Genomic DNA, 21,276 nt, shown 5'->3' with positions numbered 1-21,276 from the left:
GAAGACGGGGGTCGGGGGAACGGGGCGCGGCAGCCGAGGGGGGTGCCGCGCCCCGCCGGTCTCACCGCAGCAGCGCCACCGCGAGCGCCGCGACGAGGGCCACCAGGGTCAGCGAGGCGCCCGCGATCGCGGCGAAGTAGCGGACGCGTTCCGTCGTGGGGCGGGAGGTGACCTCGATGCCGGTGTGGGAGGGGAAGGCGAAGTAGTCGCGGTGCGGGTCGGCGGGGACGCGGACGTGGGCCATGGGGAGGCGGCGGAGGGTGGCGCGGCGGGCCACCTCGTCCTTGCGCGGGGCCAGATGCGGGGCGATCAGGGCTTCGTCGGAGTCGTCCAGGTCGTCCGGGAGTTTGTCGGTGGTCTTGCGCAGGACGGTCTCGTGCCAGTGGCCGGTGTTGCCCGTCGCGCGTCTGAGGTCCACTCGGCCGAGCCTGCGTTCCTTGGCCCGGTGGGGGTTCTGGTGGATCCAGCCCTCGGTCCACACCGAGAAGCGGCCGGTGCCCTGGCACTCCTGGTGGGTGACGCGTTTCGTGCCCGCGCAGGCGGTGCACTGCACCTTGCCGCTCTTCTTGCAGTCGGGGCAGTCGAGTTGGCGGCGGCCCCGGCACTTCGGGCAGGCCACGTCGTCGATACGGCAGCGCTCGCAGCGGACCCGGGCCGCCCGGTCCGCCGGGCTCGTCCCGGCCCGCCGGTGCGGGGGCCTTCGGGAGCGCGAGCGGCCGGTGCCCTCACACTCCCAGCAGGCGTCCGGGCCGCCCTCGCAGACGGGGCAGTCGAGGAAGCGGGGGCAGTCACGGACACCGCGCCCACCGCAGGCTCCGCACTTGTTGGTACCGCCGTCGCAGTCCGCGCACCGCTCCTCGCCGAGCGACCCGCCGCGCACCAGCAGCCAGGTGCGGGACAGCTCCGGATCGTCGGGCGGCGGAACCCGGTGCGAGCCGATAGCGGTGTACGTCGGGCGGCTCGCGAGGTCGTCCCGGCTGCCCGGCTCCCGCATCGGACGCTCACCCCGCGTCTCGACGGACCGGACGATACGGAAGTCCAGCAGGACCTGCCAGGTCAGGGCCTCGGCGCCGGGACCGGTCGGGCGGTCGGCTACTCCGCGCCGACGGGCGTACGCCTCGACCGCATCGAGGATCTCCGCGTCGGACGGTCTTCGGTCCATGGCCGCTCCCCCTGTCGACGACCGGACGGTCGGACGATCAGGGTAGGAGCGGCCTGCCCGGCCAGCAAGGTCGTGTCAGCGTGATTCCCGTACCACCACCACGTCGCCCGGCGTCACCGTCACCCGGCCGCCGTCGACGCGCTTCCCGCTCAGCAACTCGGTTGCCTGCGCGGCCACTTGTACCTCGGCGTTCCGCTCACCATGGTTGGTCAGGAAGAGATAGTCCGCGTCCTCTCCCCTGCGGAGCACCGTCTCCACGCCCGCCGGTGTCTCCCGTACCGGCGCCACGCCCGCCTCGGCGCGGATGCGGTTCAGCAGACCTGTGAGCGTCGAGGGGTCCGGGTGGGTTGCCAGATACCAGGCGACGCCCTCGCCGTAGGTGTGCCGGGTCACCGCGGGGACGCCGGCCAGGGGGCCTTCGGCGTACGACGTGACGGCGTCCGCGCCGGCCAGGCGTACCCGCTCCGACCACAGGGACGCCGTACCGCCGCCCTCCAGGGCCACCGTCTGGTCGGGCAGCAGCGGGAACAGTTCGTCCGTGCTGACGCCGAGTACCTCGCGGAAGGCGCCCGGGTAACCGCCCAGGCGGACATGGCAGTTGGTGTCGACGGCCCCGCTGTGGAAGCCGACGACCAGGGTGCCGCCGCCCGACGCGAAGCCGGTCAGGTTCTCCGCGCCCTCGTCGTCGACCAGGTAGAGGGCGGGGGCGAGGACGAGGCGGTACCGCGACAGGTCCGCCGACGGGTGGACGAAGTCCACGGCCACGCCGGAGCGCCACAGCGGCTCGTACCAGGCGCGGACCAGGTCGAGGTAGCGCACCGACTCGCTGGGCTGGGAGGGGAGTTCCAGGGCCCAGCGGGCGTTCCAGTCCCAGACGACGGCGACCGAGGCGGGGCTGGTGCTGCCCCGCACCTCCGCCAGCGCCTTCAGATCCGCGCCCAGCGCCACCACGTCACGCCAGATCTGGCTGTCGGTGCCGGCGTGCGGGAGCATCGCCGAGTGCCACTGTTCGGCGCCCGCCTTCGCGGCCCGCCACTGGAAGTAGGCGATGCCGTCGGCACCTCGGGCGACGTGCCCCAGCGCGTTTCGGCGCAACTCACCTGGATTCTTGGCCCGGTTGACGGGCTGCCAGTTCACCGCGCCCGTCGAGTGCTCCATCAGCAGCCACGGGCCGCCCGCCAGCGAGCGGACCAGGTCGCCGCTGAGAGCGATGTCGATCTCCGACTCGGGGTCGGTGGACCGCAGGTAGTGGTCGTTGGAGACGACGTCCAGCTCCGGTGCCCAGCGCCAGTAGTCCAGCGCGTCGAAGTTGTACATCACCATGAAGTTGGTGGTGGCCGGCACCGCGGGGGCGGCCACCCGCAGCACCTCCCGCTCCGCCTTGTACAGCGACAGCAGTGCGTCGCTGCAGAAGCGGCGCCAGTCCAGCTGGTGGGTCGGGTTGGGCACGGCACCGGTGGCGCGGGGCGGGATGATCTCGTCCCAGTCGTAGTACCACTGGCTCCAGAAGGCCGTACCCCAGGCGTTGTTCAGGGCTTCCAGATCGCCGTACCGCGACCGCAGCCACACCCGGAACGCCTCCGCGCTCGTGTCGCAGTAGCACTCCGCGTTGTGACAGCCGTACTCGTTGTGGACGTGCCACATCACGACGGCCGGGTGGTCGGCGTACCGCTCCGCGAGCACCCGGGTGATCCGCAGGGCCGCCTCCCGGTAGGCGGGGCTCGACGGGCAGAACGTCTGGCGGCTGCCGTACGACAGTCTCCTGCCGTCCCGGTCGACCGGGAGCGCCTGCGGGTGCTGGCGGAAGAACCAGGCCGGCGGGGCCGCCGTCGGTGTCGCCAGGTCGGCGGCGATGCCGTTCTCGTGGAGCAGGGCGAGGATCGTGTCGAGCCGCGCGAAGTCGTACTCGCCCTCGCGGGGTTCGAGGAGCGCCCACGCGAAGATGTTGACGCTGACCATGTTGACGCCCGCCTCGCGCATGAGGCGTACGTCCTCGGCCCAGACCTCCTCGGGCCACTGCTCGGGGTTGTAGTCGCCGCCGTAGGCGATGCCCTCCGGGATCATCGGGCGTCTCCCGAGAGCAGTCGCCGGGTCGTCTCCACGCCCCACTGGTCCAGCGACAGCAGACGGTCGCTGGACGCCATCAGGCCGCCCGTGGCCTCCACATGGGCCGCCCAGCGCTCGCGGGTCTCCACGGCGGGGCGGGCCATCAGGCAGTCGGGGTCGTTGACCCAGAGCCGGCCGTGCTGCCACTGGCGGCCGACGCCGGTGAACTCGGCCGGGTCCTGGCCGGGCTGGCTGTAGTCGTCGGCCTCGGGGCCCCGGTGCGGGGCCGTGTCGGGGCTGACCCGCATCGCGTCGAACAGGCCGATGGAGGGCAGGACGGGCGCGCCGCAGCCGAGCAGATAGGCGTCCTCCCCGATGGCCCCGCGGATCAGCTCGATCCCTGAGCGGTACGCCGTGAGCGCGTCCGCGGAGGAATGCCGTACGCCTTCCAGCGCCCCCGCGTACAGGAAGTCGACCTTGAAGTAGTCGTAGCCCTCGGACACCAGGGTCCTGAAGACCGACGCCAGATACTCGGCCGCTTCGGGGTGGGTCGTGTCCAGGACGCACAGGTCGTGGCCCCAGTTGCGGCCGGCGTGCAGAAAGCCTCCGTCGAGGTCCTCGACCAGCCAGTCGGGGTGCTCGGCGGCCAGGTCACTGGCCGGGTCGACCAGGAAGGGGGCCGTCCAGATGCCGGCGCGACGGCCCCGGGCCCGGATCGCGTCGGCGATGCCCGCGCGGGAGCGGAAGCGGCCGGAGAGGGTGAGCCAGTCGCCGAGGGCCTTCTGGTAGCCGTCGTCGATCTGGACGACGTCGATGGGCAGGTCGAGGGTGTCCATCGCACGGAGGTTCTCGTGGATGTCGTCCTCGGTGACGCGGGTGAAGTACTCGTACCAGGAGCACCAGACGGTGGGCGCCGGACGGGGGGCCTCGACCCCGAGTCCGGCGGCCCACTCGGCCAGCGCCGACTGGATGTCCGTACCCGTGAACTCCTTCACCGGGCCGTCGGCGCAGACCTCCGCCACGGAGCCTTCGGCGACCATGCGGATCGACGGGACCTCGTGCAGCGGGTCCGTCGCCGCCCACAGCCGTACCGGCGATCCGTCGCCCGGGTCGAGCGCCAGCAGCCCCTCGCCCTGGAAGGTGCCTTCGGGGACGGTGACACCCGGGCGGTAGCAGACCGTCGCCCAGTTGTCGTTCGTCGGGCGGTACGGCTCGTCGCCGAGGGCGTAGGCGCCGCTGGGGCTCCAGGACTGCCAGCCCTCCTCGTGGACGCGGGCCTTTCGGGGATCCACGGGCACGGAGGCGAGCGGGGTGAAGGGGTGGGGCACGGTGGTTCTCTCTCAGGTGAGGGCGGTCAGCCCTTGTTGGCGCCGAGGGTCAGTCCGCTGACGAACTGGCGCTGGAGCACGAAGTACACGATGAGGGTGGGGATCGCGGTCAGCAGGGCGCCGGCGGCGACCAGGTTGGGGTCGGTGAAGTACTGGCCGGAGAGGTTGTTGAGAGCCGAGGTGATCGGCATGTTCTCGCCGGTGGAGATCAGCACGATGGCCCAGAAGAAGTCGTTGTAGATCCAGATGGACAGCAGGGTGCCCAGGGCGGCCATCGCGGGCTTGCACAGCGGCAGCACGATCTGCCAGTACATCCGCCACACGGAGGCGCCGTCGACCAGGGCGGCCTCGGTCAGCTCGTGGGGCAGCATGCGCATGTAGTTGGACAGTACGAAGGCGCAGAACCCGGACTGGAACGCCACGTGGATCAGGACCAGGCCGAGGGCGGAGTCGTACAGCTTGCCGCTCATGGTGATGCCGGGCAGGTCGATGAGCAGGTACATGCGGTACAGCGGGGTGATGATGACCTGTTGCGGCAGCAGGTTGCCGGCGGTGAACACCAGCAGCAGGAAGATGTTCAGGCGGAAGTCGAAGCGGCTGACGTAGAAGGCGACCATCGACGACAGCAGCAGGGTGACCAGTACGGCCGGGACCGCGATGAGCAGCGTGTTCCCGAAGTAGTGGAGCATGTCGGACTGGGTGAAGGCGTTCTTGAAGTTGTCGAAGTTGAGGGTGTCCGGCCAGGAGACATAGCCCTTCTCGCTGGTCTCGCCGTAGGGGCGCAGGGCCGCGAAGACGGCCCACAGCAGCGGGGCGAGCCAGGCCAGTGCGGTGCCGGCGAGGAAGACGTGGAGCAGGATCCGGGCCGGGCGCAGGGGGGTGCGCTGTTTGGCGCCGAGCGCGACGGTGGGGGTGCTCATGCGCTGCGCTCCTTCCGGAAGGTCGAGATCAGGTACGGGATGATCACGACGAGGGAGATGACCAGCAGGACCACCGCGATCGCCGAGCCGTAGCCGATGCGGCTGGACTCGCCGATGATGTTGTTGGTGATCAGGATCGACAGCAGCTCGGTGCCCTGGGCGCCCTTGTTGAAGACGAAGACCAGGTCGAAGGCGCGCAGTGCCTCGATGATCGTGACGACCAGGACGACGGTGTTGGTCGGGCGCAGGGTGGGGAAGATGACGTTCTTGAACGTCTGCCACTCGTTGGCGCCGTCCAGCGAGGACGCTTCCCGCAGCGAGGGGTCCACGCCCTTGAGGCCGGCCAGATAGAGGATCATCATGTAGCCGGTGTGCCGCCAGGACGCGGCGATCAGCACCGCCCACAGGTTGAGGTCCGGGTCGCCGATCCAGTCGATGTAGTGGCCTGGCTTGTTGGCCCCGATCAGGCTGTTGATCAGGCCCGTGTCGGGGTTGTAGACCAGCTGCCACACGAAGCCCGTCACGGCCAGCGAGACGACGACGGGCAGGAAGAACGCGGTCTGGTAGACCCGGGAGAAACGGATCTTCTTGTCCAGCTGGACGGCCAGGAACAGGCCGAACGGCGTCGGGACCAGGATGAGCACGACGAACCAGATGACGTTGTGCTGGACGGCGGGCCAGAACTGCGGGTTGTCGCTGAACAGCTGCTGGAAGTTGTCCAGCCCGACCCACTTGATGGAGTCGAAGCCGATGCCGTCCCAGCTGGTGAAGGCCAGGGCGATCGACGCGAGGGCGGTGACCCAGACCAGGGCCACGTGCAGGACGGTGGGCACGCCGGCCATGAAGCCGAGCGTGATGCGGTCGCGGCGGGTCAGCAGGCGCCGGTGGCCCCGCCGGACCCGCTTGACAGGGGCAGATGCGGGCCCCGGAGGCGGCACGGCGGCCGCCCCCGGGGTCTTCGTGGGGGTCTGGGAGCTCATGAGGACGCGAAGATCGTCTTCTTCTGGCGCTCGATCGAGGACAGCAGACTGTCGACGCCCTTGGGGTTCTGGAGGAACTTCTGCAGCGAGGGCTGCATCACCGTCGAGGTGAAGTCAGGACGGGAGTCACGGTCCATGAACTGGGTCAGGCTCTTGGCGCCGGTGATCATCTCGTACGCCTTCTTCTGCAGCGGCGTGTACGAGGAGGTGTCGGCCTTGTTGGAGGCGGCCACCACACTGGTGTCGGACTTGAGGTAGATCTGCTCCGCCGCCGGGGTGCCGAGGTACTCCAGGAGCTTGGTGACGCCCGCCTTGTTCTTCGGCGACTTGCTCACCATGAAGCCGTCGGCCGGCGCCTCGACGGTGTCCTGCCCGTACGCGGAGTTGATCTCCGGGAAGGCGAAGAAGTCGAGGTCGTCCAGGTCGGCCTTGTTGCTGAACTGCTGCGCCACGAAGGTGCCCAGCACGTACATGCCGGCCTTCTTGGCCACCAGGGTCTGCGCCGCGTCCTGCCAGGTGCGGCCCATGAAGCCGTCCTGGTGGTAGGGCAGTATCTCGGCCCAGTGGTCGAAGACGGTCTTGACCTTGGCGTCGGTCCAGGAGGCCTTGCCCGCCATCAGGTCGACGTGGAAGTCGTAGCCGTTGGTGCGGAAGTTGAGCTGGTCGAAGGTGCCCATCGCCGGCCAGGCGTCCTTGTCGCCGAACGCGATCGGCACCAGGCCGTCCTTCTTCATCTGCTTGCACAGGGCGACGAAGGCGTCCCACGTGGTGGGCACCTCGTAGCCGTGCTGCGCGAAGACGCTCTTGCGGTAGAAGATCGCCCACGGGTACGTGACCAGCGGCACGAAGTAGTACTTGCCGTCCGCGCCCTTGCTGAGCTTCTTCATCGCGTCGGGGAAGTTGTCGCCGATCTTCTCCCACACGTCGTCGATCGGGGAGGCGAGGCCCTTGGCCGCGAAGAACTGCATGCGGTACCCGGCGAACCAGTTGAACACGTCGTCCGGGGTGCCCTGGAGGTAGGAGTTGATCTGCTCCTGGAACGTGTTGTGGTCCTTGGTGTTGACCTTGACCGAGATCCCGGACTGCTTCGTGAACGCCGTGTAGATCTCCCCGTACGCCTTCTTCGGCACCGCGTCCGACTGGTTCGAACCCAGCGAGACGGTCTTGGGGTCCGACGAGCCGCCACTGCTGCCGCAGGCGCTCAGAAGGGGGATGCCCGCCCCGAGCAGGGCGGCGCCGCCCACGCCTTTGAGCAGACCGCGGCGGCTGGGCGAGGGGAGGGAAGACGAGAGGTCACGCATGTACGGCTCCTGAAGGCAGGGGTTCGATCATGGAGGGTTTGGAGACCGGTCGTAATCAACCAGAAATCAACTTGACCGAACACGGTGGCGCAATGACAGCGTTATGTCAGGTCATGCGTCAATAGCTATCGACCCGATTTGTCGAAACGTGACCGACATCCCTGCCTACCGGTGACACGAGAGCCCCGTCGGCGACGGGTTCAGTTGTAGGCGGCGAAGGCCTTCGAGAAGGCGAACGCGTCCTGGACGATCGAGCTGCAGGTCGCGTCGGCCGAGGGCTTCGCACCGCCGGAGCACTGCTTGTCCCGGGTGGCGGACCACATCGACAGCCCGCCCAGGCCCTTCGCCTTGGCGAAGGTGACGAGCTGGGAGGCGTCGTCGACCTTGAAGATCTCCGAGGCCACGTCGTTGACCCCGATCATGGGCGTCACGGCGACCGCGTTCCAGGCCGCGCTGTCGGACAGCCCGAGAACGCCCTTGACCTGTGCCTGGGTGGCGGCGGCGGCCTGCTCGGCGTAGGTGCCCATGTCTCCGCTGTACGCGGGCCCGTAGTCCATCGCCATGATGTTGACGGTGTCGATCTCGACGCCGTTCGACTTGGCGTTCGCGAGCAGGTCCACGCCGTCCTGGGTGAGGCCCTCGGGCATGACGGGGAGGGTGTAGGAGACATCCAGTCCGGGGTGCCCCGACTGGAGCTTCGCGATCGCCTGCGCCCGCCGGGTGTTCGCGGCCGTGTTCGGCAGCGCCCCGCCCTCCACGTCGAAGTCGACCTTGGTGAGGCCGTACGCGTCCACGACCTTCCCGTACGCCGCCGCCAGCGCGTCCGCCGAGGAGCAGGTCGTGGCCAGCTCGGAACCGGAGGCACCGCCGAACGAGACCCGGACGTCCCCGCCCTTCGCCCGCAGCGCGCCGATCTGCTGGGCCACGGCGTCGCTCGCCAGGTCGGTGACCCCGCCCCACTTGGGGGTGCAGCCGCCACCGTCGGTGACGAAGGCGAGGTTGTAGTTCTTGACGCCGGTGGACTCGGCGCTCGCGAGGAGGTCGAAGGCGGGGTGGAGGGAGGTGTCGACGTAGGGGGCGAAGCCGGTGCTCACCGAGGGGGATGCGGTGGAGGTGGGCGTGGGCGTGGAGGTGGGCTCGGGTGTGGGTGCGGGTGTGTCGTTGCCGTCGGTGGCGCAGTCGGCGTCGTCCATGCGACAACCTGTGGGATCGCCCGTGCCGTTGACCACGAACCCGACCGTGACCGACTCACCGGCGGCCAGACCGTCGGTGTCCCACCGGGGCGGCTTCACCGTGACGTGCCGCCCGCTCACACCGGACTCCCCGTTCCACAGGGAACCGAGCGTGGATCCGCTCGGCAGGTCGAACTCCAGCGTCCAGTCCTTGTCCGCCGCACCGCTGTTGTTGGTGACGACGTACTGCGCGCCGTAACCCGTCGACCAGTCACTGGTCCTGGTGTACGCGACGCCGACCCCGGCCGCCTGGGCGGTACCCGTGACGAGGACCGCGCCACCCCCGACCACGGCGGCGGCCACCGCCCCGCCGATCAGCTTGTTCCTGCCACTCACCTTGCGCCGATGCATGCTCATGACGCGGCACGCTAGCGAGCCGTAATCGGGCAAATGGCCTGATCAGGACGGGGGTTGAGGATCTTAGGGCGCCCTTAAGGAAGGGATCGGGGTCGGTTAAAGGTCGAGACCAATCTGCCCGTTCGGCGCCGGCGCACCCGGTGTCCCCGGCGCACCGGTTCCCGTCCGTCCAGCTGGATCCAGATCCGCACCTCGGTGCCGCCAAGGACCGACGACCCGATCCGTACGTCCCCGCCCGTCGACTCGGCGAGCCGGCGCACGATGTCGAGCCCGAGCCCGGTCGACCCGGCGCTGCCCGAACCCCGCCCGCGCGCCATCGCGGCCTCGGGGTCGCGGATGCCGGGCCCGGCGTCGGAGACGAGCACGATCACCGCGTCCTCGCCGTTGTGCACGTCGACCGCGAAGGCGGTGCCCTCCGGGGTGTGCCGGAAGACGTTGCCGAGCAGGGCGTCCAGCGCGGCGGCGAGATCCGCCCGGGCCACGGGTATCCGCACCGGCCGCTCGGTGCCGGCCACCCGCCACTTGCGGCCCTCGTCCTCCGCGAGCGCGGACCAGAATCCCATCCGCTCCCGGACCACCGCGGCCGCGTCGCACCCGGCGCCGGGCCCGGCGGCCGCCGTCTGCGGCTTGGCCTCCCGGGCGGTACGGATGATGGTGTCGACCTCACGCTCCAGCTGTGCGACCGCGGCCCGGGTCTGCTCCGCGGCGGGCCCGTCCCCGAGCGAGGCGGCGTTGAGCCGCAGCACGGTCAGCGGGGTGCGCAGCCGGTGGGACAGGTCGGCGGCCAACTCCCGCTCGTTCGCCAGCAGTTGTACGACCTGGTCGGCCATGGAGTTGAACGCGACCGCCGCCAGCCGCAGTTCGGTCGGCCCCTCCTCCGGCACCCTCGACCCCAGCTTCCCCTCCCCCAGTTCATGGGCGCCCTCGACGAGTTTCTGAGCGGGCTGCACCATCCGGACGCCGAGCCGGTCGGCGACCGCGACCGAGCCGACGACGAGCGCGATACCGACGCCCGCGAGCACCGCCCAGGCGGTCGCGACGCCGTTGCTCACCTCGGACTCGGGGACGTACACCTCGACGACGGCTATCTCGCCGGAGCTGAGCGCGACCGGCTGGAGCAGGGTGGAGCCGCCGGGGACCTCGGTGGTGGAGGCGCGGCCCAGTTTCCGCACGGTCGCGATGTCGTCGTCGGCGGCCCGCTGCCGTCCGATGTCGACGGACTTCTGATCGCTTTTCCGGTCACCGTCGGCCCGGTATGTGGACGGCCATCCCGGAGTCCGAGCCCGCGGAGGCGACGACCCGCTCCAGCTGGTCGCGGTCGGTGGTGATGGACAGCGCCGGGGCGACGGCGGCGGCCTGCCGCTCGGCGTTGGAGAACGCGCGGTCCCGGGCCATCTCCTTGATGACCAGGCCGAGCGGGATGGCGAAGGCGACCACGACCATGGTGGTGACCGCCAGGCAGACCTTGACCAGGGCCCATCTCACAGCGGCAGCCCCCCGCCCGGTGGTTCCAGCTTCACTCCGACGCCCCGCAAGGTGTGCAGATAGCGGGGCTGCGCGGCCGTCTCCCCCAACTTGCGCCTGAGCCACGACAGATGGACGTCGATGGTCTGGTCGTCGCCGTAGGACTGCTGCCAGACCTCCGCGAGGAGTTCCTTGCGGGGCACGACCACCCCGGGGCGGGCGGCCAGGAAGGCGAGCAGGTCGAACTCGCGGCGGGTGAGGTCGAGTCGGGCGCCGTCCAGCTCGGCCTGGCGGCGCAGCGGGTCGACGCTCAGGCCGCCGACGCGCAGCACGGTCTCCGGCGGTCCGTCACCGCCGGCGGCACGGGACCGCCGTAGGACGGCGGCCATGCGGGCGGAGAGGTGCTCGACCGAGAAGGGCTTGGTGAGGTAGTCGTCCGCCCCGGCGTTCAGCAGTCGGACGATCTCCGTCTCGTCGTCCCGCGCGGTGGCGATGATGACCGGGACGTCGGTGATCCCGCGCAGCATCTTCAGGGCCTCGGACCCGTCCAGATCGGGCAGTCCGAGGTCCAGGATCACCACGTCGAAACGGAAATGGGCGACCTCGCGCAGCGCCTCCAGTGCCGTGCCGACACTGCGCACGGTGTGTGCCGCGTCGGTCAGGTGCCGGATGAGCGCCGAACGAACGAACTGGTCGTCCTCGACCACGAGCACACTTGCCATGCGCCGCACCGTACGCCATGCGGGGGACCTGTTTCCGGCGCCTGTGGACAACTCAGTCCGGGTGCGCTCTGTGAGGTGCCTGAGGCAGTATGGCCCGCGATGCGCAGAGGACTCGTACACGTACTGGCTTGGACGCTCGCCACGGGCGCGGCGGTCACGCTGTCGTGGTGGGGCGTCCACACGGTCATGGCGGGCACGGCCTACGATCCGCCGCGCGCCCTGCCCATCACGGCGGCCGAGGCGACGACACAGGAGTCGAAGCCGCTGGCCTCACCGAGCCCGGCGAGGCGGCCGGCCCCGTCGAAGAGCCCGACACCGGCGCCGAGTGTCCCGTCCGCGACGCCGGCTCCCGCGAAGAGCCCGTCTCCCACGGCTTCCGGTCGGGTCAGGAGCTACGACACCGACGGCGGCCGCGCGGTCTTCGACCTCGGCGAGAAGTCGGCGGCCCTGGTGTCCGCGACGCCGGGCACGGGCTGGTCGATGCAGGTGTGGAAGACGGAGTCGTGGATCCGGGTGGAGTTCGCCTCGGGCGCGGACCGGGTGTCGGTGTTCTGCACCTGGCACGACGGTCCGCCGCGGGTGGAGATCGGCACGTACTGAGTCACCGGGTCATCTGAAGACGGAGGCCGGCGGTGCGGGTGAGGCCACCGCTCCGGCGTCCGTCACGGCCGCGGCCCCTCCGGTGAAGTCGAGGAGCGCCTTGCCGTGTTCGACGCGGCCTGGGTGCGGGTCGGAGGCGGCGCGGCGGGTCAGTTCCGCGAGCGGCAGGGCGGTGTCGGAGGCGACCAGGACGGCGTTGCCGAAGCGTTTGCCGCGCAGGACCGTCGGGTCGGCCACGAGGGCGAGTTCGGGGAAGCGGGCGGCTGCGGTGGCGATCTGGCCGCGGAGATGGGCGAGCGGCGGTCCGTCGGCGAGGTTGGCGGCGTAGTACCCGCCCGGCTTGAGGGTCCGGCGGACCTCGTCGAGGAACTCGGTGGAGGTGAGATGGGCCGGGGTCCTGGCTCCGCTGAACACATCGGCGATCACGAGGTCGGCCCACCCGTCGGCCACCTTGGCGAGGCCCTCGCGCGCGTCGACGGACCGCACCCGTATTCGCGCGTTCTGCTCCAACGGGAGCTTTTGCCGGACCAGTTGGACCAGAGCGGCGTCCCGCTCGACGACCTGCTGGGTGGAGCGGGGGCGGGTGGCGGCGAGATACCGGGCGAGGGTGAAGGCGCCTCCGCCGAGGTGCACGGCGTGCACGGGCTTGCCGGGGGGCGCGACGAGGTCGATGACGTGGCCGAGGCGGCGCTGGTACTCGAAGGAGAGGTGGGTCGGGTCGTCCAGGTCGACGTGGGACTGCGGGGCGCCGTCGATGAGCAGCGTCCATGCGTGTGTGCGCTCGCGGTCGGGGATGAGCTCGGCGAGGCCGCCGTCCACGGGTTCTACAACGGCTTCGACGGACCTTCTGGACTTTCCCACTCCACCATTATCCGCAGCAGCGGGCAGTCATGCGTCTGCGGGCCGGTGGGGCCCCTCGGACCGGCGAACTCACTGGCAGTTGTCCGCGGCCTCGATCAGTCGCGCCGCCTCGCCCAGTGCTGCCCGCAGCACCGCCGGGTCCGTCGCCAGGTCGGCGTCTCCCGGTGGCAGCAGCCAGTCCGATCCCGCCACCGGAGGCTCCGGGGTCAGCCGCAGACCCCGTCCGTCCGTCTCCGTGCACGTACTCCCCGGCATGTCCCAGCCTGCCGCGGTCCCAGGCGGCACCAGGAACCCCAACGTCTGGCCGCCGTCGTCGTGCAGTACCGGCCCGACCCCGTCCCCCACCCCCCGCCGCAGGATGTCGACGGCCTCCAAGCCGTGTCGCGTCGGCACCGTGACCACGTCACAGGACACCGGCGTACAAGGATCGACGCTCTGGCTGATCTCCATCGCGGCCTCCATCAAGGAACCCTCGTCCGACTCCGAGGATTTCAACGCGCTCCCGCGTCAACGGCTACGGCAGAAGTCCGCCGCAAAGGATGGCAGTTCATGGCAGATCTCGGATGAGATATCCGGTTTGTAGCCAAACCCCGCATGGCGACCCGGACACAGCAGGTACGTTCTTGCCCGCCGGAAACAGGGCGTCACACTGACAAACCAGTCAACTCGTCCCACCCCCGGCATGGTTCGACGGTTCGCACGAGAGGACCCGGCCATGGCGTCGTCAATGGTGACCTCGTCCCAGTCCCCCACCCCACCGCAGCCGAACCTCGCGTTCCGGCGCCTGCGCGGACAGCGCTCGCCGGCCGAGTTCGCCGCGGCGGTTCGACGGGCCGCGCGCGAGATCGGCGAGCGGGTCAGCTGCGACGCACGCTATGTGGGCCGCGTCGAGGCGGGCGAGATCCGCTGCCCCAACTACGCGTACGAACGGGTGTTCCTGCACATGTTCCCCGGCCGCACGCTCACCGACCTGGGCTTCGCGCCCCGCGCTTCCGTACGCGGACGCCGGGCGCGTCCGGCGAGTGAGACAGAGGGGACGTACGAGCCGTATGACACGCAAGACACGCAAGACCCTGACGAGACGTACGACAACTACGAGGAGAGCGACGTGCTGCGTCGCGCATTCATGACCGGCGGGGGCGCCACCGTGGCCGCCGCCTCACTGGGCCCGCTCGGGCTCGCCGCCGACGCCACGGCCGCCGGACGGCCGGTCCGCCGCGCCGGGACGGGCGAGGCGGGGGCTCTGGAAGAGGCCGTGCGCAGGATCCGGTTGCTCGACGACCGGCACGGCGCGGACGGCCTGTACCGGCGCGCGGCGGCTCCACTGCGCGCCGCCTACGCGCTGCTGGACGCCGGCGCGACCCGGCAGACGACCGCGGACCGGCTGCACTCGGGCGCGGGCGAACTCGCCATCTCGGTGGGCTGGCTGGCGCACGACTCGGGACGCTTCGACGACGCCCGCTCGCACTACGCGGAGGCGCTCGCGACGGCCCGGGTGACCGGTGACGACGCCCTGGAGGCGCACGCCTTCTGCAACACGGCCTTCCTCGCGCGCGACGCGGGTCGGCCGCGTGAGGCGGTGCGGGCCGCGCAGGCCGCGCAGCGGGTGGCCCGGTCCCTGGGCTCGCCCCGCCTGATGTCGCTGCTCGCGCTGCGCGAGGCGGGCGGCTGGGCGGGGCTCGCCGACCGCACCGGGTGCGAGCAGGCGCTCGCCCGCGCGCAGGCCTTCTTCGAACGAGGTCTCTCGGACGCCGACCCCGAGTGGATGAGTTTCTACGGCGAGGCCGAGCTGGAGGGTCTGGAGGCGCAGTGCTGGTCGACGCTGGGCGACTGGCGCCGGGCCGCCCGGCACGCGGGCCGGGCGGCGGACCTGCAGGATCCGCACTTCACCCGCAACATCGCGCTGTACACGGCCGAACTGGCCGACGACCTGGCCCGCGGCGGCCACCCCGACGAGAGTGCGGCGGCGGGGCTGCGGGTCCTGGAGCTGCTGGGCGAGGTCCAGTCGTCGCGGATCCAGACGATGCTGGCGGGAACGGCGAGGGTGCTGCTGCCGCACCGGCGCGCTTCGGGGGTGTCGGCCTTTCTGGAACGCCATGCGTCGACGCCGAGGACTGCGTGAGCGGGTCGTTGTTCGGCTGCGACCGGCCACGACGGACCCGCACCCGACTACGAACCCAGATGCCCCAGGTCGTTCCAGCTCTCGATCGCCGGCTCGTCATAGGCCCAGCCCAGCACCGAAAGGGACGTCGGATTCAGCCGCACCCGCGCCGCGAAGTCGATCGGCAACCCCAGCCACCGCGCCCCGATGGACCGCAGGATGTGTCCATGGGCGAACACCAGCACATCCCGGTCGGCGGAACGCGCCCAGGCGACGACCTCGTCCGCGCGCGCGGTGACCTCCGCCAGGGACTCCCCCTGCGGCACGCCGTCCCGCCAGATCAGCCACCCCGGCCGGACGGCCTGGATCTCCTCCGGGGTCATGCCCTCGTACGCGCCGTAGTCCCACTCCATGAGCGTGTCCCAGGTGGCCGCCCGCTCCGCGAACCCGGCGAGTTCGCAGGTCTCCCGCGCGCGTGCCAGCGGGCTCGTGCGTATCTCCACCCCGGGGAGACCGTCGTGGGGAGCCCGGTGCAGCCGCTCGCCGAGCAGCTTGGCGCCCCGCCGTCCCTCCTCCAGGAGCGGCACGTCGGTCCTGCCGGTGTGCTTGCCGGACAGCGACCACTCGGTCTGTCCGTGCCGGGCCAGCAGGATGCGCGGAGCCATGAAGAGACCTTTCCGGTGGAAAGCGGAGGCGGAACCCCTCCATCATCGCGCACGCTGTGCAGGGGCAACCCGACGGGCGATCTCAGCGTCTTTGAGGGCCGAAGGCGCTGCGTGGGGGCACTCCACACGGGCCCGCACATACGCCGTAAAGTGGCACGACCGGCCAAGGACCGCCGGACGCCGCGCGAAACGAAGGGGGACAGGATCGGATGCCGCTGACCGAGACACCAGGCACCGAGGCAGTCCCGGAGACGCGGCTGCGCTGGTGGACCGAGCTGCCCCTGATCCTGTTGGTGTACGCCTGCTACAGCGCCGGCCGGCTCCTCGCCAGGGGCGATGTCACGGGCGCCGTCGACCACGGCCTGGCGATCCTCAAGGTGGAGAAGTTCCTCTACCTCAACGCCGAGCACCCGCTCAACAGGCTCTTCACCAGCCAGACGTGGATCGGCGTACCGGCCGACTTCTGGTACGCCTCGCTGCACTACCTGGTCACGCCCGCCATCCTGGTCTGGCTCTTCCGCTCCCGCGCCCTGCACTACCGCGCGGCCCGCACCTGGCTGATGACGTCCACGTTCATGGGTCTGATCGGCTTCACCCTGCTGCCGACCTGCCCGCCCCGCCTCCTCTCCGCGAGCCATGGCTTCGTCGACACGATGGCCCAGTACAGCTCGTACGGCTGGTGGGGCGGCGAGGCGAGCGCCCCGCGGGGTATGGGCGGCATGACGAACCAGTACGCGGCCATGCCGAGCCTGCATGTCGGCTGGGCCCTGTGGTGCGGAGTGATGCTGTGGCGGTACGGCAGGACGCGTACGACGAAGGTCGCGGCCGTCGCCTACCCGCTGATCACCACGATCGTGGTCATGGGCACCGCGAACCACTACTTCCTCGACGCGGTCGCGGGCGCGGCCGTGATGGGCGCCGGGTTCCTGCTCGCCCCGTACGTCACGCGGGCCGCGGAGCGGGCCACGGCGGGTATCCGGGCCCGGATAGCTCCTGTCACCGCCGTCTCGCTCGACGCAGAGCCCTCAATTGTCAGTGACGGATGCCAGACTTCCACGGGTGAGCACATTCCACGGCAGCGCGAGTCACGCTTCGGAAGCGGAGCCGAGCCGAGTACCTCTCCCGCGGAAGCGGGGGACGGCGCTCCGGCAGCGGCTCGCTGAGCTGCGCGGGCCCGAGGTACCGGCCAAGGCACTGGACGCGCGCGCTCTCGCGGCCCTCGCCGCGAATCCCGGGTGCAAGCGGCGCGCGATCCTCGACGGCGCCGGGGTGAACAAGACGGCGGTGGCGAGCGCGCTGGGTGCGCCATCCGCCTTCGGGCAGTCGCAGTTCGCCCTGACGCGGGGCAACGCCTTCGAGGCGAAGGTCAAGGCGGACGGCGGCGCGGAGTTGCTGCGGCTGGTGCACGAGCGACTGGACCGCACCGCGCAGCCCCCCGCCGACGCCCAGGTCCCCGACCTCACCGCGATCGGCCCCGAGGGCCGTACCGCGCGTACGGCACTGGCCCTGCGCGAGGCCACGGAGGCAGCAGGCACCTGGACGCTGCTCGACCACCCGATGCTCGCGCTCGACGTCGCCGGCTCCCCCGCCTTCCTGGAGCCGGACGCGGTGGTCGTGCACCCGGACGGCAGCTGGACGGTCGTGGAGATCAAGTCCTTCCCGATGCTGGACGGTTCGGCGGACCCCTCGAAGGTGGGCGCGGCCGCCCGCCAGGCCGCGGTGTACGTCCTGGCGCTGGAGGAGGTCGCCGCCCGCCTTGAACCGGCTCCGAAGGTCCGCCACCGGGTCCTGCTGGTCTGCCCCAAGGACTTCTCCAACCTGCCCACCGCCTCGGCCGTCGACATCCGCAAGCAGCGCGCGGTCACCGCCCGCCAGCTGGCCCGTCTCACCCGCATCCAGGACATCGCCGACGCCCTCCCCGACGGCACCTGCTTCGCCCCCGACCAGCCCGCCGACGAACTCACCGCCGCGGTCGAGTCGGTCCCGGCGACCTACGCCCCCGAGTGCCTGTCCGCGTGCGAACTGGCCTTCCACTGCCGGGACCGCTCCCGCGCGGCCGGCGCGGTGACCTCCCTGGGCCGCTCGGTACGCGCGGAACTGGGCGGCCTGACGACGGTCGAGGAGGTCCTGTCCGCGGCCCGCGGCGAGGCCGGCGATCCGGACGATCCGGCGGTGGCGGCCCTGCGCAGGGCGGCCGAACTGCGCGCGGAGGCGCTGGGGGTGACCGCATGTCGCTGATCGCCACCCTCGCCCGCCTCGAAGCCGTCAGCACCGGTCGCGCCCAGCCCGCCGCGACCGTCCTGCACCGGCACCTCTCCGACCGCCCCCTCGTCCTCGTCCCGCTCACCACCGCGGGCGAGGCCGGTGCCCCGCTGGGCGCGCTCGTGGGCACCGACCGGGATGCGCCGCACCTTCTGGTCGTACCGCAGCCGCGGGACCGGGACCTCAGGTTCGCGTTCCTGGCCGAGCTGGCGGACGTCGTGCTGCCGTACGTCGACGGATACGCCGAATCGGTGGAGGCCGCCGAGCGCAATGAGACCGATCCGGAGACCGGCAAGCGGGTCAAGGTCGAGGTCGAGCTGTGCGCGGACGCCCCGCAGCTGATCCTGCCGAGCCGGGCGGGTGTCGATTTCGTACGGCTGCTGGGGCGCTCCATGCGTTTCCGGCGTACGGCGGAGCAGGACCCGGAGACCCCGTATCCGGCCCCGCCCCGGGTGCCGTTGCTGGGCCGGTGGCTGACCCACTTCGGGGAGCGGGCCCGGGTGCCCGGCTCCTCGCTGCTGCTGGCTATGACGGACGTCCTGGGCCGGCACTGGTCCACCGGCCAGTCCACGCTGGAGGACCAGCACCTGGGCGCGCTGCTCGCGTGGATCGATCCGCCGCCGGGCCGCTCGGGCGCCGAGGCCGCGCTGGAGGCCGAACTCGCCCGCGACGACCACGGCCAGCTGCTGCACCCGCCCGCGGGGCCCGCCACCGACCCGGCGTTCGACAACAAGCTGCTCGCCCCGGCCCTCCTGCGCTACGACCGCGCGCGTACCGCCCTCGCCGCCGCCGAGGACGGCCTTGAGGCCGACGACCGGCTGGGCGCGCTCACCGCCGCCGAGCAGGAGATCCGCGCCTTGGTCGCGACTCGTACCCGTCCGACCTGGGACGCGGTGTGGCGGGGCATCGACCTGCTGCGGACGCTGCCCGAGGGGGCGCACGCCGAGGAGCGGTGGACGCGCGACCGCTGGTCCTTCACGAGCCACCGCGACCGGGTCGTGGCCGGCGAGCCCCCGCAGCCGCGCCGCGACGACGCGGTCACCGCCGCCAACAAGCTCGCCGCGCGCGAGCGCGAACAGGCCCGTCTGGAGGCGCAGGAGGCGCTCGACGACCCGCTGGTGATGGCGGGGCGGCGGCTGGCCGGGGAGGCGTTCGCCGGGGAGGTCACGGACGTCGTGATGACGTACAGCGAGGGCAAGCGGCCGAGCCCGCGCCCGCTGGTGACCGTACGGACCGACGACCGGCCGCATCTGGGCGAGCGGGCCAAGGTGTACCGCGCGCTGGGCGGGAAGCCGCAGTCGGCCGAGTTCGTGGGGTACGAGGAGGAGGGCGCCCTCGTCGTCCTCAAGATCCTCGACAAGATGGGCCGCGGCAAGGAGCCCGAGACCGGGTCCGTGCCCGAGAAGGGCGACCGGGTGTGCTTCACGCTCTTCGAGCACGAGCAGCGCGGCGGCGCGAAGCTGCCCGACCCGGAGGACACGCCGTGGACGCACGGCGGGCCGCCCGGTGAGGCGGCCGCCGTGCCCGAAAACGCCGACTCCATGACCCCGGAGGACGTCCTTTGAACCCTCCCCTTCGCGAACGAGAGGGATTCCTGGCTCACGCCGCTCGACCGCTCAGCGAGCGCCCAAGTCTTCCGCGATCAACACCAGCCGGGTTGGAACCAGCCCGGTTTCCCCAAAGAATGGAGGTTGCTGTGCTGGCTTGGTTCTCGCTCAGCACGCGACGGCGTTACCATCTGTCACCCGAATGGCACAAATAGTGACGCCTCAAGGAGTGCCGCTTGCTCCCGGCACAGCCGCGGCCCGCGCCACCGACGCGATCCTCCACGACACCCTGCACGGCACCCATCGCGGTGTCGTCGTCGACTCCCCGCCCGGCGCCGGCAAGTCCACCCTCGTCGTCCGTGCCGCGCTGGAACTGGCCGACGCGGGGCGCTCGCTGATGGTCGTGGCGCAGACGAACGCCCAGGTGGACGACCTGGTCCTGCGGCTCGCCGAGAAGAACCCCGACCTGCCGGTCGGGCGGCTGCACAGCAGTGACGCCGACCCGTACGACAAAGCGCTGGACGCGCTGGCGAACGTACGGAAGTCGGCGAAGGCGGGTGATCTGACCGGGCTGCCCGTGGTGATTTCGACGGCCGCCAAGTGGGGGCATGTGAAGGTCGACGAGCCGTGGGCGCACGCGATCGTGGACGAGGCGTACCAGATGCGCTCGGACGCGCTGCTCGCGGTGGCGGGTCTGTTCGAGCGGGCGCTGTTCGTGGGCGACCCCGGACAGCTGGACCCGTTCGCGATCGTGGGCAGCGAGCAGTGGGCGGGGCTGTCGTACGACCCCTCGGCCTCGGCGGTGACGACCCTGCTGGCCCACAACCCGGAACTGCCCCAGCACCGCCTGCCGGTGTCCTGGCGGCTGCCCGCCTCGGCCGCGCCCCTGGTCTCGGACGCCTTCTACCCGTACACGCCCTTCCGCAGCGGCACGGACCACGGCGATCGCCGGCTCACCTTCGGCGTCCCCTCTGACGGCTCGGGCCCCGACCGGGTGATCGACGCGGCGGCGGAGTCCGGCTGGGGCCTGCTGGAGCTGCCCGCGAGGCACACTCCGCGCACGGACCCCGAGGCGGTACGGGCCGTCGCGACCGTCGTACGGCGGCTGCTGGACCGGGGCGGGGCGGCCATGTCGGAACGCTCACCGGACCCCGCGCCGCTCACCGCCGACCGCATCGCCGTGGGCACGGCCCACCGCGACCAGGCGGCGGCCGTCCGCGCGGCGCTCGCCGACCTCGGCGTCCTGGACGTCACCGTCGACACCGCGAACCGTCTTCAGGGCCGCGAGTACGACGTCACGGTCGTCCTCCACCCGCTCTCCGGCCGCCCCGACGCCACCGCCTTCCACCTGGAGACGGGCCGCCTGTGCGTCCTGGCCTCCCGGCACCGCCAAGCGTGCGTCGTGGTGTGCCGCGCGGGCGTGAGCGAGCTCCTGGACGACTACCCGTCGACCGAACCGGTCCAGCTGGGGACGCTGGTGAAGTTTCCGGACGGCTGGGAGGCGAACCACGCGGTACTGGCACGGCTGGCGGAACACCGGGTGGCCTGGCGACCGTGATCGACACACCGGGCACCTGGTCGGCGGGCATCCGGCTTCAGCGCCGCCCCTGGCCGGACGGAGTCCGGACGCCGCCGGAGGCGGCCGATGCAAACAGCCCGGACGGCTGGGAGGCGAACCACGCGGTACTGGCACGGCTGGCGGAACACCGGGTGGCCTGGCGACCGTGA

At 71.3% G+C, this 21,276-nt stretch carries 18 protein-coding genes and 1 pseudogene; 7 read left to right on the top strand and 12 right to left on the bottom strand.

Annotated features, from left to right (window positions below):
- Positions 1–61: 61 nt before the first annotated feature.
- The 9 genes and pseudogenes from M2157_RS30250 to M2157_RS30210 all read right to left on the bottom strand — a co-directional run bounded on the left by M2157_RS30250 (position 62) and on the right by M2157_RS30210 (position 11,512).
- Positions 62–1,162 (bottom strand): hypothetical protein, encoded by a 1,101-nt coding sequence (locus M2157_RS30250; RefSeq protein ID WP_280857809.1) that lies wholly within the window; start codon positions 1,160–1,162, stop codon positions 62–64.
- Positions 1,163–1,237: 75 nt separating this feature from the next.
- A complete protein-coding gene (locus tag M2157_RS30245; protein ID WP_280866752.1) occupies positions 1,238–3,226 on the bottom strand; it encodes a beta-galactosidase in 1,989 nt (662 codons plus the stop codon).
- Positions 3,223–4,536, bottom strand: coding sequence for an alpha-galactosidase (locus M2157_RS30240; protein ID WP_280866751.1), 1,314 nt, complete (start codon positions 4,534–4,536; stop codon positions 3,223–3,225). The genes M2157_RS30245 and M2157_RS30240 overlap by 4 nt, the downstream gene beginning before the upstream one ends.
- A gap of 26 nt (positions 4,537–4,562) precedes the next feature.
- Complete coding sequence (locus M2157_RS30235; RefSeq protein ID WP_280857812.1) at positions 4,563–5,456, bottom strand: carbohydrate ABC transporter permease; 894 nt, start codon at positions 5,454–5,456, stop codon at positions 4,563–4,565.
- Entirely contained in the window at positions 5,453–6,436 is a 984-nt protein-coding gene (locus tag M2157_RS30230; RefSeq protein ID WP_280857813.1) for a sugar ABC transporter permease, read from the bottom strand. Before M2157_RS30230 ends, M2157_RS30235 begins: the two co-directional genes overlap by 4 nt.
- Positions 6,433–7,737, bottom strand: coding sequence for an extracellular solute-binding protein (locus M2157_RS30225; RefSeq protein ID WP_280857814.1), 1,305 nt, complete (start codon positions 7,735–7,737; stop codon positions 6,433–6,435). The genes M2157_RS30230 and M2157_RS30225 overlap by 4 nt, the downstream gene beginning before the upstream one ends.
- A 200-nt stretch (positions 7,738–7,937) precedes the next feature.
- Positions 7,938–9,326 (bottom strand): cellulose binding domain-containing protein, encoded by a 1,389-nt coding sequence (locus M2157_RS30220; RefSeq protein ID WP_280866750.1) that lies wholly within the window; start codon positions 9,324–9,326, stop codon positions 7,938–7,940.
- 74 nt (positions 9,327–9,400) lie between these two features.
- Positions 9,401–10,811 (bottom strand): annotated as a pseudogene (locus M2157_RS30215) (HAMP domain-containing sensor histidine kinase).
- Positions 10,808–11,512 carry a response regulator transcription factor gene (locus tag M2157_RS30210; protein ID WP_266564300.1) on the bottom strand — a complete coding sequence of 235 codons (705 nt, stop codon included), beginning with the start codon at positions 11,510–11,512 and terminating at the stop codon, positions 10,808–10,810. Before M2157_RS30210 ends, M2157_RS30215 begins: the two are co-directional and overlap by 4 nt.
- Before the next feature lie 99 nt (positions 11,513–11,611).
- Here M2157_RS30210 and M2157_RS30205 point away from each other — a divergent pair, with 99 nt between their 5' ends.
- Positions 11,612–12,112 (top strand): hypothetical protein, encoded by a 501-nt coding sequence (locus M2157_RS30205; RefSeq protein WP_280857817.1) that lies wholly within the window; start codon positions 11,612–11,614, stop codon positions 12,110–12,112.
- 9 nt (positions 12,113–12,121) lie between these two features.
- Here M2157_RS30205 and M2157_RS30200 read toward each other — a convergent pair whose 3' ends face one another.
- Positions 12,122–12,973: a fused MFS/spermidine synthase gene (locus tag M2157_RS30200; RefSeq protein ID WP_280857818.1), complete on the bottom strand. Its 852-nt coding sequence runs from the start codon at positions 12,971–12,973 to the stop codon at positions 12,122–12,124.
- 69 nt (positions 12,974–13,042) lie between these two features.
- Positions 13,043–13,423, bottom strand: coding sequence for a hypothetical protein (locus M2157_RS30195; RefSeq protein ID WP_280857819.1), 381 nt, complete (start codon positions 13,421–13,423; stop codon positions 13,043–13,045).
- Between the two features lie 265 nt (positions 13,424–13,688).
- On the opposite strand from M2157_RS30195, the gene M2157_RS30190 reads away from it, so the two are divergent.
- On the top strand, positions 13,689–15,095 hold the full coding sequence (locus tag M2157_RS30190) for a tetratricopeptide repeat protein (RefSeq protein ID WP_280857820.1): 1,407 nt from the start codon (positions 13,689–13,691) through the stop codon (positions 15,093–15,095).
- A 47-nt stretch (positions 15,096–15,142) separates the two neighbouring features.
- Here the strand turns inward: M2157_RS30190 and M2157_RS30185 are convergent, their stop codons facing one another.
- Positions 15,143–15,739, bottom strand: coding sequence for a histidine phosphatase family protein (locus M2157_RS30185; RefSeq protein ID WP_280857821.1), 597 nt, complete (start codon positions 15,737–15,739; stop codon positions 15,143–15,145).
- Positions 15,740–15,948: 209 nt separating this feature from the next.
- Here M2157_RS30185 and M2157_RS30180 point away from each other — a divergent pair, with 209 nt between their 5' ends.
- The 5 genes from M2157_RS30180 to M2157_RS30160 all read left to right on the top strand — a co-directional run bounded on the left by M2157_RS30180 (position 15,949) and on the right by M2157_RS30160 (position 21,276).
- Positions 15,949–16,902 carry a phosphatase PAP2 family protein gene (locus M2157_RS30180; protein WP_280857822.1) on the top strand — a complete coding sequence of 318 codons (954 nt, stop codon included), beginning with the start codon at positions 15,949–15,951 and terminating at the stop codon, positions 16,900–16,902.
- Positions 16,799–17,977: a hypothetical protein gene (locus M2157_RS30175; RefSeq protein WP_280866748.1), complete on the top strand. Its 1,179-nt coding sequence runs from the start codon at positions 16,799–16,801 to the stop codon at positions 17,975–17,977. The genes M2157_RS30180 and M2157_RS30175 overlap by 104 nt, the downstream gene beginning before the upstream one ends.
- Positions 17,968–19,566 (top strand): hypothetical protein, encoded by a 1,599-nt coding sequence (locus tag M2157_RS30170; protein ID WP_280866746.1) that lies wholly within the window; start codon positions 17,968–17,970, stop codon positions 19,564–19,566. The genes M2157_RS30175 and M2157_RS30170 overlap by 10 nt, the downstream gene beginning before the upstream one ends.
- 184 nt (positions 19,567–19,750) lie before the next feature.
- Positions 19,751–21,106 (top strand): AAA domain-containing protein, encoded by a 1,356-nt coding sequence (locus M2157_RS30165; RefSeq protein WP_280866745.1) that lies wholly within the window; start codon positions 19,751–19,753, stop codon positions 21,104–21,106.
- Positions 21,103–21,276: a hypothetical protein gene (locus M2157_RS30160; protein ID WP_280866744.1), complete on the top strand. Its 174-nt coding sequence runs from the start codon at positions 21,103–21,105 to the stop codon at positions 21,274–21,276. Before M2157_RS30165 ends, M2157_RS30160 begins: the two co-directional genes overlap by 4 nt.

The sequence above is a fragment of the Streptomyces sp. SAI-127 genome, from assembly GCF_029894425.1.
Classification (GTDB): domain Bacteria; phylum Actinomycetota; class Actinomycetes; order Streptomycetales; family Streptomycetaceae; genus Streptomyces.
Note: the sequence above shows the minus strand (reverse complement) of the source record. Positions and strands in the feature narration are given on the sequence as shown.

Coding starts and splice junctions, on each gene's coding strand:
- M2157_RS30250 (WP_280857809.1), bottom strand. CDS start 1,162: ATGGACCGAAGACCGTCCGACGCGGAGATCCTCGATGCGGTCGAGGCG.
- M2157_RS30245 (WP_280866752.1), bottom strand. CDS start 3,226: ATGATCCCGGAGGGCATCGCCTACGGCGGCGACTACAACCCCGAGCAG.
- M2157_RS30235 (WP_280857812.1), bottom strand. CDS start 5,456: ATGAGCACCCCCACCGTCGCGCTCGGCGCCAAACAGCGCACCCCCCTG.
- M2157_RS30230 (WP_280857813.1), bottom strand. CDS start 6,436: ATGAGCTCCCAGACCCCCACGAAGACCCCGGGGGCGGCCGCCGTGCCG.
- M2157_RS30225 (WP_280857814.1), bottom strand. CDS start 7,737: ATGCGTGACCTCTCGTCTTCCCTCCCCTCGCCCAGCCGCCGCGGTCTG.
- M2157_RS30220 (WP_280866750.1), bottom strand. CDS start 9,326: ATGAGCATGCATCGGCGCAAGGTGAGTGGCAGGAACAAGCTGATCGGC.
- M2157_RS30210 (WP_266564300.1), bottom strand. CDS start 11,512: ATGGCAAGTGTGCTCGTGGTCGAGGACGACCAGTTCGTTCGTTCGGCG.
- M2157_RS30205 (WP_280857817.1), top strand. CDS start 11,612: ATGCGCAGAGGACTCGTACACGTACTGGCTTGGACGCTCGCCACGGGC.
- M2157_RS30195 (WP_280857819.1), bottom strand. CDS start 13,423: ATGGAGATCAGCCAGAGCGTCGATCCTTGTACGCCGGTGTCCTGTGAC.
- M2157_RS30190 (WP_280857820.1), top strand. CDS start 13,689: ATGGCGTCGTCAATGGTGACCTCGTCCCAGTCCCCCACCCCACCGCAG.
- M2157_RS30185 (WP_280857821.1), bottom strand. CDS start 15,739: ATGGCTCCGCGCATCCTGCTGGCCCGGCACGGACAGACCGAGTGGTCG.
- M2157_RS30180 (WP_280857822.1), top strand. CDS start 15,949: ATGCCGCTGACCGAGACACCAGGCACCGAGGCAGTCCCGGAGACGCGG.
- M2157_RS30170 (WP_280866746.1), top strand. CDS start 17,968: ATGTCGCTGATCGCCACCCTCGCCCGCCTCGAAGCCGTCAGCACCGGT.
- M2157_RS30165 (WP_280866745.1), top strand. CDS start 19,751: ATGGCACAAATAGTGACGCCTCAAGGAGTGCCGCTTGCTCCCGGCACA.